A 12,665-nucleotide genomic window follows, 5' to 3' on the forward strand; every position below is an offset into this window, starting at 1 on the left:
TCCTAAAGGCAAGGTATTGCCAAACTATGGCGTTCGCCACCCGAAATAAGGCACGCTACGTGGCGCGAAGGGGCTTTGCCTCCTGAAATGGCACATTGGCGCCGCGCGCGACCTCGCGCTGATCCTGCGCCGCCTGTACGACACGCGTCATACCGAGCAGGTCGGTGGCGCACTTGATGAGGGGGCAACTCGTCGCGTTGGTCGTGCATCGATCCCGATCATGGCAGGCCGACCGGCCACGTAACCGGCACCGACGCGGCGGCATGGTCACTTATCGCTCATAGCCTATCAGGCAAACGGATTGGCTACGGTGTCCGCCTGAGCATCGGGCGATTGCTCGACTTTGTCCGGCAGATCACCTGCCTCAAGTTCCTGACACAGCGCGTCGGCAAGCGCCCGGAGCGCCTTCGCCCGCTCAAGTCCGACCTTGTCACGCGTGATCTCCAGCGAACCGGAAAGCATGACGGCCTGGCTACCGTTCTCCGCCGCCAGCTCACCGATCGAGGTGGAGGCGCTGTCATCTGCAAACGGCTTCATGGTCATCTTATCACCTGTCGCGCTTGGCGCCCTCGCGCCCGAAATTGGGGAATGCCGGGACCTTGGCCTTGGTTGCAGCGGCAAGACGCGGGAATGGATCGATACCGGTCCTGCGGGTCAGCTCGGCGATGGACACGACCTGCCACCGCGGAGCTGCGGTGTTGGTGGCGATCCAGGCGCCTGCACCTTGGCCGGGCGCGTACAACGCCTTCCAAGTCGATGTCGGCACCAGCACCCGACCATTGAGCGTCTTCAGCCTTGAGCCCTCATAGAGCGGTCCGGTCACCACATAGGTGTCGCCCAGCGTGGTGGTCAGGCGGCGGACGTAATTTTCCAGATCCGCCCAACTGTTGCGGTTCAGCCCGCCGGCTTGAGGCACCATGTTGGCAAGGCTGAAGCTCTCATAGTCGGACGTTGCATCCGTCATGTCTCCCGACGGGGCCATATGGCCGCGATCAAAGCCGGAGCCCGCGTAATCGTCGAGCCGTGCCCGATCGGCTGTGCCCAGGCGGGTATCGGCATGGAAGCGGTTATCGCGCTGGTCATATTCACGTGCCGCGGCCACCGACGCGCGGGTCAGATGTTCAGCCGCGAATAGCGGGGTGCGGGTGACGCCGGAACTGAGCGTTGCGAAGCGGCTGTTGCATAGCTCGGTGGCCGACACTGCCAACTTCGGGTTGATCAGCTTAGGCTCGGCGCCGTTCGCGAAATGCTGCGGACAGCGCGTGGCTGCCCCGACCGGGCTGAACAACGCGCAACCGGTCGACGCCGCCAGAACCAGGGCGACGCAGGTGGTGATCTTCAAGAAAGTCTCTCCAAGGCGACAAGGGCCGCGCGAGTGGCCCTTCCCGGCTGAACGCTCAATGGCTGGCCCGCCACGCTTTCACATCTGCGGCGGAAATGTCGCTGGCGTAGCACATAGGCGCGTAGCCACCCGCCCGATTGTAGGCGCTTCGACGGCCGCACCGCGAGCCGTTGCGCGCCGAGTTGTACGGGCAGGGACAATTGCCCGGATAGCTGTCGATCGACTCGTCGATGACACGCTGCTTGACCTGTGCGTCCGATAGCCGCGCCTTGGCATCGATGGAGCCGGAGAGCGCGCCACAAGACAGCAGGGCAAGCGCAACGAGGAATGGGCGAGGCATGATCGTCTCCGGCTGCCGCCCGGTAGACGCGCCGGGCGGCAGGATCGTTATTGTGGCAGAGACGTGCCGCCCGCTGAGGGCGGCACGTGGGGCGTCACTTCACCGTCGTGGAAGCCGAGACGGTCTGAAGGACCGCGGGCTGAGCCACAGGAGCCGAACCCAGTACGGGGGCAGCCGGCGCACCAACGGCCAGCGGAGCGGGACCAGCAGCCGCCATGGCGAGCGGCACATCCTCGTCGAGGAAGCCCTTTACCTGTGTGCCGAGCGGCACACGCGCACTGGTGCCAGTCATGAAGAAGCCCGCGACGGGCACGACCACCAATGCGCCAACGACGCCTGCTGTGCCGGTCACGCCCTTATCGTCGAAGGCCCCGCTGAGACGCATCTGGCGGCCGTTGACCGTGACGTAGAGGACGCGGGCGCCGAGATGGCCAGACTTGCCCCACATGCCCTTGTTGCGGACGTCGGTGATCTCACCAACCGCGGGGCTACCCACTGGGATCACCGTCATACCCTGTACGATGACGGGCTCTGCGGTTTCCATGTGGAAGCGCTGGCCGACCCGCAGCTTCTTGCCCTTGGTGGTCAGTTCTTCGGATAGCTTCAGCACCACCTCGGTGCCGGTGCGCAGCATAGCCACGTCCAACGCTGGTGCGGCGATCGGCGCAGACGGGGTAACGGCTTGAGCAGATACAGTGGCCGGCGCGAGCAAAAGCGCGCACGCGAAAAGACGCGAGTGCATGATGGTATTCCCCCAGAACGACTCCTCCCTGGAGCCGTGCGGGAATACATCACAGGCGAAGATTAAATTATCAATGCAGCAAAAGCGCAGATATTTACAATTAACCTTCTATTCTCAACGCGTAAGCATTTCCGCCACGCCCGTGCCAGCTGACCATAGCGCCGTAATTGCTCCTGCAATCATGATCGTGCCGATGATCGCCACCTCGGCTTCGAACAGCCAACGTCGCCACCCCGTTAACTGTCCTTGCTCCCGCTCACGGTTCTGCATCGGCGATCCTCCGCTGAGCAGATGGTAAATGCCTCGCCCAACGTCACGATTTTGACCACAACAGAAGAAGCGCGGCCTTTTTGGCCGCCCCTCTCATGTTACCGTGCGTCAGAATAGCGGGATTTTCCGCGCTATCAACGCGAGCCCAATTGCCAGCGCCGCTGAACCGCCGCCGATCAACGCACCAAAAACATAACCCATCGCTCGTCTCCTTCATGCCTATTGTGACCCATGAAGATTGACCTGTCTTCCCCCCCATCGGGCGAATTGCTGCTCAGCACTACCCGTCGAGTGCACAGATGCCGCTCACCCATAGAGCAGATTGTCATCGTGAGATGGACCTACTCCCGGATAACGCTAAGCTGGCCCGATGGAGCCAATCTATCATCTGCGCGAACTAATCCCAGATCCAGAGGCACTTCTGGCGCTCGAGCCCGAGGAATTGGCAGGCTTACTGCTTCAGGCCTTCAAGATGAGCGGACATAAGCAATTCAGCCGTCATAATATCATGCTGTCCCTAACGCACGGGACGCCGCCGCCGTACCAGCCGCCTTATGCAAGCCAAATTCCAACCGTCATTGCGGAAGCATGGGCTTGGCTTGAGCGCGAGTGCCTGTTGATCACGAAACCAACCGACCCTCACTGGCAAGTGCTGAGCCGTCGCGCGCAGAGGATCGCTACACCAGCAGCATTCGACGTGTATCGCGGTGCCAGCTCCTTTCCTCGATCGCTGCTGCACCCTCGCATTGAAAAAGAAGCGTGGCCGAGTTTCAGCCGCGGAAGGTTCGACACAGCGATATTCGAAGCATTCCGGGAGGTGGAGATCGCGGTTCGTGACGCTGCCGGTTTTAAGCAGCATGACCATGGTGTTCCCATGGTACGTCGAGCTTTCCACAAAGACACCGGGCCGCTGACCGATCGAAGCGTTGACGATGGCGAACGCGAGGCTACCAGTGCGCTGTTTGCGGGAGCCATCGGGTCTTACAAAAACCCGAACAGCCATCGTCATGTCGGCCGGGAAGACGTTGCCGAGGCGGGTGAGCTTCTCGTCTTGGCAAGCCACCTGCTGCGGGTGATCGAGCAGCGTGATCGGCGATGGCCCGATAATCGACTAGCGGCATTAGCGTCGGCAAAGGATGGGAAGTAACGCCACACCCATCGCGGTCGAATCGTCTCTGCTTGTCTCAGCAAAGATCAGGCCGTCCCGGCGTGTTTAGAACCGAGCTATTACCGAAAACCCAACGCTGACCGGTACATCGGGCCCAAAAAGCCCGGAAAACCCTGGTGACCCCTACGAGAATCGAACTCGTGTTTTCGCCGTGGACACGAAATTCCGTTTGTTTTCAATGCGGTTTGCCCGATTGGGCAATGAAACTGATGTATTGAATATCAATGGCTTACGAGGGCGGGGGCAATCCTATTGCCTTCCGCCGCTCGGGGGATACCCTCGTGGACATGGACGAATCGGCCGCAGTAGAACGGGTCTCCATGGCCCTCGCGCATCTTCGCGATTTCCGCGCCTCGTGGAACGAAGGTGACCTGATCGACGAGAGCAGCCGACTGACGGCCGGCGACCTCGGCGTCATCATCGAAGTCCTGGAAAGCATCACGTCGATTGCGCGTCACGGCCTCGAACTGAAGCCGTGACGTGCGTCACAGACGAGGCAGCGCGAGAGAACGTGAGCCGGTTCGCCTGCGATGGCGGCCACAGCTTGGCGGACCTGTCCCGAAAAGTCGGCCGGAACGCCGCCTACCTCCAGCAATATATCGCGCGGGGGACGCCGCAGCGCCTGCCCGAAGCCGAGCGGCGCATACTAGCGATCATCTTCGACGTCGACGAGCGACTGCTGGGCGCCCGCGACCCGTGGGTCCCGAAGCGGTAGAGCGCGGCGCCGGTGGTACGATGGTTGCGGGCGCCGTCTACTTGGCGCGCGCGATCGGCACGATCCTGCCGGCGGTCACGCGTTCGGCAGCGTTCCGTGCGATCATGAGGGCCCTCGCCCGCTTGCCGTAGTGGCGGACCATCTCGCTCGACATGCCGAGGATCGATCCCGTCTCGGTATCGCTGAGTCCCAGTTCCAGCAGGTAACAGCACGCGTTCTTGCGCAGGCCGTGAAAGGAAAAGGTGGCGTCGGCATCGATCAGCTCGCGGGCGACCAGATCCGCATGCACCTCCCGAACGTCTTTGTCCGCCATCAGGTCGCGGAACCGTTTCTGGACCGCGCCGGTCGTCTTGAACGGTGCCCCGCTCCGCTCGTAGAGCAGCGTCGTCGCCTTGCGCGGCAGCTTCTTCAGTTCACCCGTCCAGAAACCATGCATCGGGATGGCGACGATCTTGTTCGTCTTCTTCTGCGTCAGCTCCATGATGCCGCCATCGATCCAGCCGTACTGCATGCGGATGCAGTCGCTGACCCGCTGCCCGGAGCATAGTCCGGTGACGATCGCGAGGCGCGTCATGGGTGTAGCCTTCTCCAGCGCGACGGCCAGAAGGTCGGCCGGCCACGGTTCGTATTCGCCGAGCTCCAGCCGCTTGATCCCCGACGCCGGATTGTCCCCCCTCATGTCCAAGCGCGTGGCGTAGGCCAGCAGGGAGCGCAGGACGCTGACCCATGCGTTGGCCTTGCCGGGCGTCTCCGCCATCCGATCCCGGATGGTGTAGATGTGCGTCGGTCGGATGCCCCTCACGGAACGCTCGCCGATCTGTTGATCGATCAGATCGAGGTAGCGCGCCTGGTTGATCCGCGTGCTCAACTCCAGCGACTTGTATTCGGGATTGGCCCGATAGAGTGCCACCAACGCCCCGATGCTGCCGGTCGCCGGCCCCTTGCGCTTCGAGTCGGGCGCGGACAGTCGCCGATATTCCGCATGGAAGTCGGGATGATCGGCGTCGGGCAGCCGGATGTAGGTGTCCTTCCCCGCGACCTTGCGGCGGAAGTAGAGATTGCCTGATCCGTGCGGGCGCTCGGTAACGTTCTTCAACGAAAGTCGTCCCATGTGCTGTCCTCGTCACGCGCCTGCGCGCGAGGCTGCTTGATGCTGAACTGCTTGGCAATGATCCGATCGAGCTGGGCCCGTGCCCAGAACACGTTCGAGCCCTCGCGAACCCCGACCTCGCCGAAGCGCGTCAGAAACGTGGATTTCGATACGGACATGTAGACGGCCGCGATGTCGGCCGTCATGCGCGCCGGCCAGTCCGGCAGGCGCTGAAGGACCTCCGTCTTCACGAAGTCGCCCTCCTTCTCTCCCACTGCTCATAGTCGTGCGCCAGCCATACGTGCGGGCCGGCGCTGCCACATACGTCGCGGTGCTGCCACGCCAGCGCCTCGGCGAGCTCCGCCTGTACCGCGAGGTCGGCATCGTCCGGATCGCGACGCGCACGCTGCCACGCGCCGCCAGCGACCCGCATCGCGTCGTCGCGCATCTCCTCCCACGTCGCTCCGAAAGCGTCGCGGTAGTCTGCCGGCTGCGGGAGGTCGCGCGGTTCCAGCGCCATCCGCCAGAGTGCCACGATCGCGCGCATGACGCGCAGGCCGCGCTCGGCATCGGCCGGCGTCAGTTTTTTGGCCTCGATCGCGGCGGGGTATCCCTTCTCGCGCTGATCGAGCAGCTGCGCCGCCATGCGGCCGATGCCCGCCCAGTCGCCGCGCCGACGCGGCAACGGCCGATTCCCCGCGAAGTTGATGGGCGGGCGGTTCATCGGGCCCGGTCCCGGCGGATGGATTGCGTGACGCCTGCGACGCGGCGCTTGGCGATCCGGCCGATGCGGCTGGTGGCACGCGACACGACGGCTTCGGCCGCCCGCTGCGCTGCCCAGCCCGCGATCTGCATGGCGGCGTCCTGCGGGCTCACAAGAGCACGCCCTGATCGCGACTGATCGCCATAAACTTCTCGATCTTGTCGAGTTTGGCATGAACTTCCATGCGATCGGGCAGACACCATCCGATGACACCCTCGCTGGCAAGGATGTTCGCCACGGCAAACAGGTCTCTAAGCTCTTCAAGTATGCGGTCTGCATTGCTGAGGGGCTGACCGGGTTGAACCTCAGCTAGCCCGAAGCGTAGAGCTTTCGACACGCGCTGGCTGACCTCTGCGCATTCTTCGGCCAAACACGTGAGAAGGTGTTCCTCCCGGTTCATGCTGCGATCCCTTCATCACGGGCGGGGCTGTTGCAGCAGAGTTCCGGTAGGTTCGCTTTCACAAGCGTCTCCGACATATCCGGGCAGACGCTGTTGCCGATCATCCGGATCGACGAGCTGATCGACAGCGGGCGCGGATCCTTCAGCTTTCGCCATGTCCCGTCCTTCTGGCGGGCGACGTCGCAGAGCGGTGCCAGCTCATAGTCGGAGGGGAAGCCTTGGGCGTTCGCCAGTTCGCGGCGCGTCAGCATCCGCATGCCGATGTCCACGATGACATAGGTGACGGCGTCGATCGTCACCGTGACAACGGCGAAGCGGTCCTTCGTGGTGACGGTCCCGATCGGTGCGGCCAACCCGTGTCCATCGACCTCGTTGCCATAGTACTTCACGAGAAACGCGGCGACCTCAACTGCACGGCCCATCTGCCCCGGTGGCAGGGCATCGGCTTCGATCATCGTCGTCTGCACCAGGCGTTGCTGCGCGCCCGTCGTCGTGATGGTGGTCAGCGGCTGGTCGGCCCGGCGCCCAAGCATCCCACCGGTATTAGCCTGCTCAACGTGCGCGCAGACCACGGCGTGATGCTGGCCCTCGGCCGTGATCGCCTTGGCAGGGTGCAGTGGGTCGCCCTGCCCCCCGTTCGTGTTCGAGGTGTAGAAGTGCGACAGAAACGCCGTGACCAGCCCGTGCTTTCCGCCGCCTGCGGTGATCGTCCGCGCTGGCACGTCGACATGCGGCACGCGCGGCTGCTGACCGCGGCGTTCTCCATAGCCCATCGTCATCAGGGTTGCAGCGGCGATGCCCAGCGGCGTTGCGCCGGCAGGCCGAGCGCTGTCGCCGTTGGCGGTCACCGTCGGCATGGGCGCGACGGCATCACTGCCGACAGAACCCGTGCGGAATTTCGTCACATGAGGCGCAAGGTGCACGTCGACTGCTGCGAACTCGCCGCCATTGGCGGTGGTGATCGTCCGAAGCGGATCAGTGGTCGCGTGGACGCGGGTGTCGTTCTTGCTGTGCGTCACCGGGACGATGAACGGCTCGGCCGCATTGACGACGTAGCGCATCGTTCCGTGCGCGATGCGCCGGAGCGTCGCGTCCTTCAATGGGCGCTTGCGGTCGAAGATCGAGGGACACCGGATCAACCAGTCGATGCACTCGGCCGCCGCTCGCCAAGGCAGGCGCTTACCCGATACAACTTCCGGCGATCCCGGCTTGCCGTGCGTCGGCTCCGGCCAGACGATGGGCAAGCCGTCGCGCCGGGCGATCAGGTAAAGGCGCTTACGGCTGGTGGGGGCGCCGTAGTCACACGCACGCAGTTCGCGGTAGGAGATCTTGTAGCCAAGCCGCTTCAGGCGGCGGCACCACAGGTCGAACTCCTCGCCTTGGCGTTCCTTTATCGGGAGGCCGTCCGCGTCGAGCGGGCCCCACTGGCGGAACTCCTCGACGTTCTCCAGCATGATGACCTGCGGCGCGCCGCTGCCATCCTTGGTCGCCTTCAGCAGCCGTTCCGCCCAGTGCACCACGACCCAGGCGAGGTCCCGGATGTTTTTCTCGCGCGGCTTGCCGCCCTTCGCCTTCGAATGATGCTTGCAGTCGGGTGAGAACCAGATGAGCGCGACCGGTGCGCCGCCCGTGACGTCGAGCGGATCGACGGCGAGGATGGACTGGCAGTAATGCTTCGTCGTCGGATGATTTGCGATGTGCATCGCGACGGCTTCCGGATCGTGGTTGATCGCCACGTCGATCGCGCGACCGGTCGCCCGCTCGATCCCGGTGGAGGCCCCGCCCCCGCCCGCGAAGTTGTCGATGATTAGGGGGTGTGTCATGCGTCGCTCCCCGGATGCGCGTTGCGGTGGCGATAGCATCCGCTGCCCTCGCTCACGAAGAAGTCGGCCAGCAGACGAGTAGAAAAGCTGGCGACGAAGTCGCCTGCGGTATTTTCAACTGTGAACGCCCCCTCCCCCACCGGCGCGGGGAGCGCGAGGGCGACACAGTCACACCGGTCGCTGTCGGGAAAGTCGCGACACCAGCCGCATTGTGCTCCCTCATCGCCACCAGCGCGGCGGGTCAGGGCGGCAGTATGCAAACGGTTCCACCAGTCCATGACGTTGTAGGCCCACCCGCCAAGCCTACGCTGCTCGATCATGCACCCTTCGGACGCCTTGAAGATCTGGCTGTTGCTGCACCGGATGAAGTAGCCAGCACCGCTGCCGGCATCACTGATAATCGCATGACCGCCACATAGCGCACACGGTGCGCACCCTTTTTGCGCATCCTGCATCTGCTCGTCATGGGTCAGCCGATCGCGCGTCTCGGCCGGGGGCTGTGTGTCTTGCTGGGTCATTCCACTGCCTCCGTCTTGCAGCGCATCCAGTGGCGCTTGAGCGATTTGTAGGACCGGGCATCCAGCGCGATCGTCTGATCCCACTCGCCGTCGCGACTGGTCAGCACGTCCGCCTGGTGGTTCTCGATCTTGCCCTCCACCTCGACGCGACCGGACAAGCCCGCGCGGCTTAGGACGGTGGCGACGGCGAGACGGCCACTTGTGAAGAACACCGGCTCCGAGAAATGCGCGCGGCCCCGGCTGTCATGGCGGATCAGGCGAAGGCCCATCGCGCCATCGCAGAGCGGCTTCCCCGTGTAATACCCCTGTCCGGCCGGGGGCTGTGTGGTGTCGGTCATTGGAAATGCCTCTCCACGAAAAGCGCGAGGATGCTGCCGATCAGGATGCCGATCAGCAGCCACGTCAGGCGGCTCCGTGCCGCCCCAGCCGGGTCCGGCTTGGCAGTGTGCATGGTGCGGGTGTCGATCTTCATGCCGTCCCGCCCATCGCCAGCGACAGGACCGGACGCATGCGCCCGACCGGTGCGCAGTTCGGCGCGGGCGTCCATTCCTCTGCGCGCACGTCGAGCGACCAGCCGCGCTGATACCCATGCTCGTGCGCCCAGGCGGTGAACTGGTAGTTGAGGCGCTTCACCAGCGCCGCGACGGCGTCCGTGTCCCAGTGGTTCGGGCCGCCCTCCCCGTCCTCGCCCAGCAACTCGGCGTTCACGTCCTCGAACACGTCGGCGATGCAGCCTTCCGGTTCGAACATGGCCGGCTCGAAGATGTCGAGGGCGTTGGTCTGCGGCACGGCCTCGGCCGTCCAGAAGCCGACGTCCGGGAAGCGCTGGCCTGCGGCGGTCGCCGCGGCGTCGCGCGTGGCGTGCGGGCCGTACCAGATCTCCGCGTCTTCGAGAGCGGGCGTGGTGCTGTAGTAGAAGGCGGGCATCAGAACGGCACCTCCTCGTCAGTGATGTTGTCGAAAGCCGATCTGGACCGCTCGATGCGGGCAAGCGCGGCGATGGCGAACTCGGCGCCGGCGCGCTGGACGATCTCGTCGATCGCGACGGCGTCTTCGGTGCTCGGGCAACGGTCGATCAGGTGCAGCGCGTATTGCGCCATCGCGATGTCGGCGCTCCCGCAGCGGTTCTCGTGGCAGGGGCATGGACAGGCCGCCATGCGCGCCGCCCGATCGTCTTCGCTCTCGCACGCGAGGGGCACGGCCGTAGCGTAGAAATCTTCAGTGGCCTGCTTGGCGGCGCTGCCGGTCGGATACCAATAACGTCGGGCGCATCCGCGTTCGGTCCGCAAGGTGGGCGAGAAGCCGAGGTGCAGCAGGTACGACGCCAGGCCCTGCATGGTGCCAGGCCACCCAAGGGCTTCGCGTGCATCCTCCAGCTTGAAACCAGAAGGGAGGCGAACAAGCGTCTTGCGATCGTCGTTCTGTCGGATCTGGCCGGCGATCCTACCCGCCTCGTGATAGGCCTCCTTCGCACCTGTTCCCATGCACTCGACTTCGGCGGGATCGGCCTTGCTCATGCGCGCGATCAGATCGAACGCCGTCTGCACCAAGGGTATGTTGATCGTCGCGATGTCGACGGTGATGCTGTCGATGACGGCCATCAGAACCGCCCCGCCGCATGCGCGGCCAGCATGCCGATGCCGACATACAGGGCGATGGACAGAGGGGTGCCGATCATCATGCCGCGGATCAGGCCGCGATCGACCGGCGGCTTGATGCCGCGTGCGCGCATGCGCTGAACCGTCGACGCGATGTCGAGCGATGCCGGGCGGGGATAGGTGGCGACGGGTTGGGGCGCATCGTGCCCGAGCGAAGTCATGAAGGTGTGAAGCGAGGCACTGGTGCCTTCGCCGTCATGGTGATGTGGCTGGATGCGCATGGCGTGCTCCGGCGGGCGTCATGCCCGCATAAGCACTATAACACCAAAACGGTGTTCCTATGTCAACACCGTTTTGGTGCTGCTATTTGCAAGCCTCTGCAACCGGGCGGCGAGCAGTTGCGTCGAGATCGATCCTCCAGCTGATCGGACGCCCCGTGTCAAACTCCCTCGGCGCTTCGAACGTCACGGTGCGGGCGCGAGCTATGGCCAGTGCCAAAGGTTTCGTCGGGTTACGATCATGGGCCGTCCATGCGCTTGGTGGCTGGCTGCCCCACCCCAATTCGGTCGGGGGCAGCTTCCGGCCATCAACCGTGAAGGTTCCATAGACACCGTGTAGTGGAGGAACCTTGGAGGCATCGCGCTTCGTATCGACGTACACAAATCCGCCACCCGCAGAGCAGCTGACGGACAGCGTTTCGCCTCGTGCTGTGACGATGTTGATCTCCGGTTTGTCCAAGATAGTGCGCCCGACGCTCGCATTGTCGGGCGCAGTTTCCGTTTGCGGCAGATCGCACCCGGTCAGCAATGTCGTGATGATGATCGCAGCCGGAAGTTTCACGACAGCAAGTCCCCCAATGTCATGATGCGATCGATCCTTAAGATCTCGGCCATATCCAGGCGGAACGTTATCCCGGGGCTATACTGCTGGAGCTCGACGAAGCTTGCGCTCCGCTTGACCAGTCGCTTCACCAGCACGGCACGTGCGCGTTCTCCATCGTCATCGTGCCCGTCAGGTCGAAGATACACCACGACGTCATCGCCGATGCGCGGAGGGCGTTTCATCTCGGCGATGATCGTGGAGCCAGCGCAGAACACCGGGTCCATCGAATGCCCCTGTACCCACAACCCGTAGACGTCAGTCCTACCGTTAAGGATCACTGGTCGCTTTAGATAGCCGACGACGTCGCCACTATTCAGCATCGTCTGTTCGATTGCCTCCCCATCGATATACTTTTCCGACCCCAAGGCTGACCCATAGATCGGCAGGTTCTCTGCCATGCGCTCTAATGACGGGCCGTCGTATTTGAAGGGCTGCGCATTCTGCGTTGGGATGATCGGCGCGGGGTCGTCGGTCATCAGCAGGGAGGGTTCGACCTCAAGCGCTGCCGCCGCGCGCGCGATCCAATCCTCGTTTATCTTCCTCTGGCCCTTCTCCAGTCGCTCTATCTGCTGGGTCGACGTGCCCATAAGGCGCGCCAGTTCCGGTCGCTTCCATCCCCGCGCCTCGCGGAGGCGCGCAATCTGATCACCTATGGCCATGATTAATTCATGCACCAGTTTGGTGGATGCGGGCCATCCTCCGTTTTGGTGTTGACACAACCCCGCTCGCGACACCATTATGGTGTTGGTTGCGGAGGACCCGATGACGTTGCTTGAATGGATGAAAGTCTCGGAGCTTGAGATCGGCAGGGTGGCTTCGCGCCTCAACTGTACCGCCGAAGCGGTCCGTCGATACATCAAGGGCGACCGCATTCCGTCGCGCGACGTCATGCGTGACATCTTCGAGATCAGCGACGGCAAAGTCACGCCCAACGATTTCTACCTGTTCGATCATGCCACGTCGGATACCGCAGCCATCACTGCGTCGTCACTGGAAACGGACGCGTCCGTTTCC

Annotated in this window: 23 protein-coding genes and 1 tRNA gene; 4 read left to right on the top strand and 20 right to left on the bottom strand. The window is 63.7% G+C overall.

Annotation, left to right across the window (positions count from 1 at the left end):
* Window positions 1–288: 288 nt before the first annotated feature.
* From Q0U08_RS11675 to Q0U08_RS11695, 5 genes are all read right to left on the bottom strand, one after another.
* Window positions 289–543: a hypothetical protein gene (locus Q0U08_RS11675; protein ID WP_298091583.1), complete on the bottom strand. Its 255-nt coding sequence runs from the start codon at window positions 541–543 to the stop codon at window positions 289–291.
* A 4-nt stretch (window positions 544–547) separates the two neighbouring features.
* Window positions 548–1,342, bottom strand: coding sequence for a DNA/RNA non-specific endonuclease (locus Q0U08_RS11680; protein WP_298091584.1), 795 nt, complete (start codon window positions 1,340–1,342; stop codon window positions 548–550).
* 55 nt (window positions 1,343–1,397) lie between these two features.
* Window positions 1,398–1,682, bottom strand: a complete 285-nt coding sequence (locus Q0U08_RS11685) for a hypothetical protein (RefSeq protein ID WP_298091585.1) — start codon at window positions 1,680–1,682, stop codon at window positions 1,398–1,400.
* 94 nt (window positions 1,683–1,776) lie between these two features.
* Window positions 1,777–2,316: a hypothetical protein gene (locus Q0U08_RS11690; RefSeq protein ID WP_367271120.1), complete on the bottom strand. Its 540-nt coding sequence runs from the start codon at window positions 2,314–2,316 to the stop codon at window positions 1,777–1,779.
* 222 nt (window positions 2,317–2,538) lie between these two features.
* Window positions 2,539–2,694, bottom strand: coding sequence for a hypothetical protein (locus Q0U08_RS11695; RefSeq protein ID WP_298091587.1), 156 nt, complete (start codon window positions 2,692–2,694; stop codon window positions 2,539–2,541).
* 370 nt (window positions 2,695–3,064) lie between these two features.
* Between Q0U08_RS11695 and Q0U08_RS11700 the strand changes: the two genes are divergently transcribed.
* On the top strand, window positions 3,065–3,841 hold the full coding sequence (locus tag Q0U08_RS11700) for a TIGR02391 family protein (RefSeq protein ID WP_298091588.1): 777 nt from the start codon (window positions 3,065–3,067) through the stop codon (window positions 3,839–3,841).
* A gap of 135 nt (window positions 3,842–3,976) precedes the next feature.
* Here the strand turns inward: Q0U08_RS11700 and Q0U08_RS11705 are convergent.
* A tRNA-OTHER gene (locus Q0U08_RS11705) sits at window positions 3,977–4,064 on the bottom strand.
* Window positions 4,065–4,086: 22 nt separating this feature from the next.
* On the opposite strand from Q0U08_RS11705, the gene Q0U08_RS11710 reads away from it, so the two are divergent.
* Window positions 4,087–4,341, top strand: a complete 255-nt coding sequence (locus Q0U08_RS11710) for a hypothetical protein (protein ID WP_298091589.1) — start codon at window positions 4,087–4,089, stop codon at window positions 4,339–4,341.
* 32 nt (window positions 4,342–4,373) lie between these two features.
* A complete protein-coding gene (locus Q0U08_RS11715) occupies window positions 4,374–4,577 on the top strand; it encodes a hypothetical protein (protein WP_298091590.1) in 204 nt (67 codons plus the stop codon).
* A gap of 37 nt (window positions 4,578–4,614) precedes the next feature.
* On the opposite strand, the gene Q0U08_RS11720 is transcribed toward Q0U08_RS11715, so the two are convergent.
* From Q0U08_RS11720 to Q0U08_RS11785, 14 genes are all read right to left on the bottom strand, one after another.
* Window positions 4,615–5,688, bottom strand: coding sequence for a tyrosine-type recombinase/integrase (locus Q0U08_RS11720; RefSeq protein ID WP_298091591.1), 1,074 nt, complete (start codon window positions 5,686–5,688; stop codon window positions 4,615–4,617).
* A complete protein-coding gene (locus tag Q0U08_RS11725) occupies window positions 5,670–5,918 on the bottom strand; it encodes a hypothetical protein (RefSeq protein WP_298091592.1) in 249 nt (82 codons plus the stop codon). Before Q0U08_RS11725 ends, Q0U08_RS11720 begins: the two co-directional genes overlap by 19 nt.
* Complete coding sequence (locus Q0U08_RS11730; protein ID WP_298091593.1) at window positions 5,915–6,391, bottom strand: hypothetical protein; 477 nt, start codon at window positions 6,389–6,391, stop codon at window positions 5,915–5,917. Before Q0U08_RS11730 ends, Q0U08_RS11725 begins: the two co-directional genes overlap by 4 nt.
* Window positions 6,388–6,522: a hypothetical protein gene (locus Q0U08_RS11735; RefSeq protein WP_298091594.1), complete on the bottom strand. Its 135-nt coding sequence runs from the start codon at window positions 6,520–6,522 to the stop codon at window positions 6,388–6,390. The genes Q0U08_RS11730 and Q0U08_RS11735 overlap by 4 nt, the downstream gene beginning before the upstream one ends.
* 17 nt (window positions 6,523–6,539) lie before the next feature.
* Window positions 6,540–6,830 (bottom strand): hypothetical protein, encoded by a 291-nt coding sequence (locus Q0U08_RS11740; protein ID WP_298091595.1) that lies wholly within the window; start codon window positions 6,828–6,830, stop codon window positions 6,540–6,542.
* Window positions 6,827–8,692, bottom strand: a complete 1,866-nt coding sequence (locus Q0U08_RS11745; RefSeq protein ID WP_298091596.1) for a DNA cytosine methyltransferase — start codon at window positions 8,690–8,692, stop codon at window positions 6,827–6,829. The genes Q0U08_RS11740 and Q0U08_RS11745 overlap by 4 nt, the downstream gene beginning before the upstream one ends.
* On the bottom strand, window positions 8,650–9,171 hold the full coding sequence (locus tag Q0U08_RS11750; protein ID WP_298091597.1) for a hypothetical protein: 522 nt from the start codon (window positions 9,169–9,171) through the stop codon (window positions 8,650–8,652). The genes Q0U08_RS11745 and Q0U08_RS11750 overlap by 43 nt, the downstream gene beginning before the upstream one ends.
* On the bottom strand, window positions 9,168–9,509 hold the full coding sequence (locus Q0U08_RS11755; protein WP_298091598.1) for a hypothetical protein: 342 nt from the start codon (window positions 9,507–9,509) through the stop codon (window positions 9,168–9,170). The genes Q0U08_RS11750 and Q0U08_RS11755 overlap by 4 nt, the downstream gene beginning before the upstream one ends.
* Entirely contained in the window at window positions 9,506–9,643 is a 138-nt protein-coding gene (locus Q0U08_RS11760; RefSeq protein ID WP_298091599.1) for a hypothetical protein, read from the bottom strand. The genes Q0U08_RS11755 and Q0U08_RS11760 overlap by 4 nt, the downstream gene beginning before the upstream one ends.
* Entirely contained in the window at window positions 9,640–10,098 is a 459-nt protein-coding gene (locus Q0U08_RS11765) for a hypothetical protein (RefSeq protein WP_298091600.1), read from the bottom strand. Before Q0U08_RS11765 ends, Q0U08_RS11760 begins: the two co-directional genes overlap by 4 nt.
* Complete coding sequence (locus tag Q0U08_RS11770; RefSeq protein WP_298091601.1) at window positions 10,098–10,772, bottom strand: hypothetical protein; 675 nt, start codon at window positions 10,770–10,772, stop codon at window positions 10,098–10,100. The genes Q0U08_RS11765 and Q0U08_RS11770 overlap by 1 nt, the downstream gene beginning before the upstream one ends.
* Window positions 10,772–11,050 carry a hypothetical protein gene (locus Q0U08_RS11775; RefSeq protein ID WP_298091602.1) on the bottom strand — a complete coding sequence of 93 codons (279 nt, stop codon included), beginning with the start codon at window positions 11,048–11,050 and terminating at the stop codon, window positions 10,772–10,774. The genes Q0U08_RS11770 and Q0U08_RS11775 overlap by 1 nt, the downstream gene beginning before the upstream one ends.
* A gap of 82 nt (window positions 11,051–11,132) precedes the next feature.
* Window positions 11,133–11,609, bottom strand: coding sequence for a hypothetical protein (locus Q0U08_RS11780; protein ID WP_298091603.1), 477 nt, complete (start codon window positions 11,607–11,609; stop codon window positions 11,133–11,135).
* Window positions 11,606–12,310 carry a LexA family transcriptional regulator gene (locus Q0U08_RS11785; protein WP_298091604.1) on the bottom strand — a complete coding sequence of 235 codons (705 nt, stop codon included), beginning with the start codon at window positions 12,308–12,310 and terminating at the stop codon, window positions 11,606–11,608. Before Q0U08_RS11785 ends, Q0U08_RS11780 begins: the two co-directional genes overlap by 4 nt.
* Before the next feature lie 103 nt (window positions 12,311–12,413).
* Here Q0U08_RS11785 and Q0U08_RS11790 point away from each other — a divergent pair.
* Window positions 12,414–12,665 (top strand): hypothetical protein (locus tag Q0U08_RS11790; protein ID WP_298091605.1); only part of this gene is annotated, 252 nt, incomplete at its 3' end.

This window comes from uncultured Sphingomonas sp., assembly GCF_946477935.1.
In the GTDB taxonomy this organism is placed as follows: domain Bacteria; phylum Pseudomonadota; class Alphaproteobacteria; order Sphingomonadales; family Sphingomonadaceae; genus Sphingomonas.

Excerpts from the sequence above, each read along its gene's own strand:
- Q0U08_RS11690 (WP_367271120.1), bottom strand. The coding sequence starts at position 2,316 with ATGCTGCGCACCGGCACCGAGGTGGTGCTGAAGCTATCCGAAGAACTG.
- Q0U08_RS11710 (WP_298091589.1), top strand. The coding sequence starts at position 4,087 with ATGGCTTACGAGGGCGGGGGCAATCCTATTGCCTTCCGCCGCTCGGGG.
- Q0U08_RS11785 (WP_298091604.1), bottom strand. The coding sequence starts at position 12,310 with ATGGCCATAGGTGATCAGATTGCGCGCCTCCGCGAGGCGCGGGGATGG.
- Q0U08_RS11700 (WP_298091588.1), top strand. The coding sequence starts at position 3,065 with ATGGAGCCAATCTATCATCTGCGCGAACTAATCCCAGATCCAGAGGCA.
- Q0U08_RS11675 (WP_298091583.1), bottom strand. The coding sequence starts at position 543 with ATGACCATGAAGCCGTTTGCAGATGACAGCGCCTCCACCTCGATCGGT.
- Q0U08_RS11685 (WP_298091585.1), bottom strand. The coding sequence starts at position 1,682 with ATGCCTCGCCCATTCCTCGTTGCGCTTGCCCTGCTGTCTTGTGGCGCG.
- Q0U08_RS11760 (WP_298091599.1), bottom strand. The coding sequence starts at position 9,643 with ATGAAGATCGACACCCGCACCATGCACACTGCCAAGCCGGACCCGGCT.
- Q0U08_RS11735 (WP_298091594.1), bottom strand. The coding sequence starts at position 6,522 with ATGCAGATCGCGGGCTGGGCAGCGCAGCGGGCGGCCGAAGCCGTCGTG.
- Q0U08_RS11745 (WP_298091596.1), bottom strand. The coding sequence starts at position 8,692 with ATGCTATCGCCACCGCAACGCGCATCCGGGGAGCGACGCATGACACAC.
- Q0U08_RS11695 (WP_298091587.1), bottom strand. The coding sequence starts at position 2,694 with ATGCAGAACCGTGAGCGGGAGCAAGGACAGTTAACGGGGTGGCGACGT.
- Q0U08_RS11770 (WP_298091601.1), bottom strand. The coding sequence starts at position 10,772 with ATGGCCGTCATCGACAGCATCACCGTCGACATCGCGACGATCAACATA.
- Q0U08_RS11775 (WP_298091602.1), bottom strand. The coding sequence starts at position 11,050 with ATGCGCATCCAGCCACATCACCATGACGGCGAAGGCACCAGTGCCTCG.
- Q0U08_RS11750 (WP_298091597.1), bottom strand. The coding sequence starts at position 9,171 with ATGACCCAGCAAGACACACAGCCCCCGGCCGAGACGCGCGATCGGCTG.
- Q0U08_RS11755 (WP_298091598.1), bottom strand. The coding sequence starts at position 9,509 with ATGACCGACACCACACAGCCCCCGGCCGGACAGGGGTATTACACGGGG.
- Q0U08_RS11765 (WP_298091600.1), bottom strand. The coding sequence starts at position 10,098 with ATGCCCGCCTTCTACTACAGCACCACGCCCGCTCTCGAAGACGCGGAG.
- Q0U08_RS11740 (WP_298091595.1), bottom strand. The coding sequence starts at position 6,830 with ATGAACCGGGAGGAACACCTTCTCACGTGTTTGGCCGAAGAATGCGCA.
- Q0U08_RS11730 (WP_298091593.1), bottom strand. The coding sequence starts at position 6,391 with ATGAACCGCCCGCCCATCAACTTCGCGGGGAATCGGCCGTTGCCGCGT.
- Q0U08_RS11720 (WP_298091591.1), bottom strand. The coding sequence starts at position 5,688 with ATGGGACGACTTTCGTTGAAGAACGTTACCGAGCGCCCGCACGGATCA.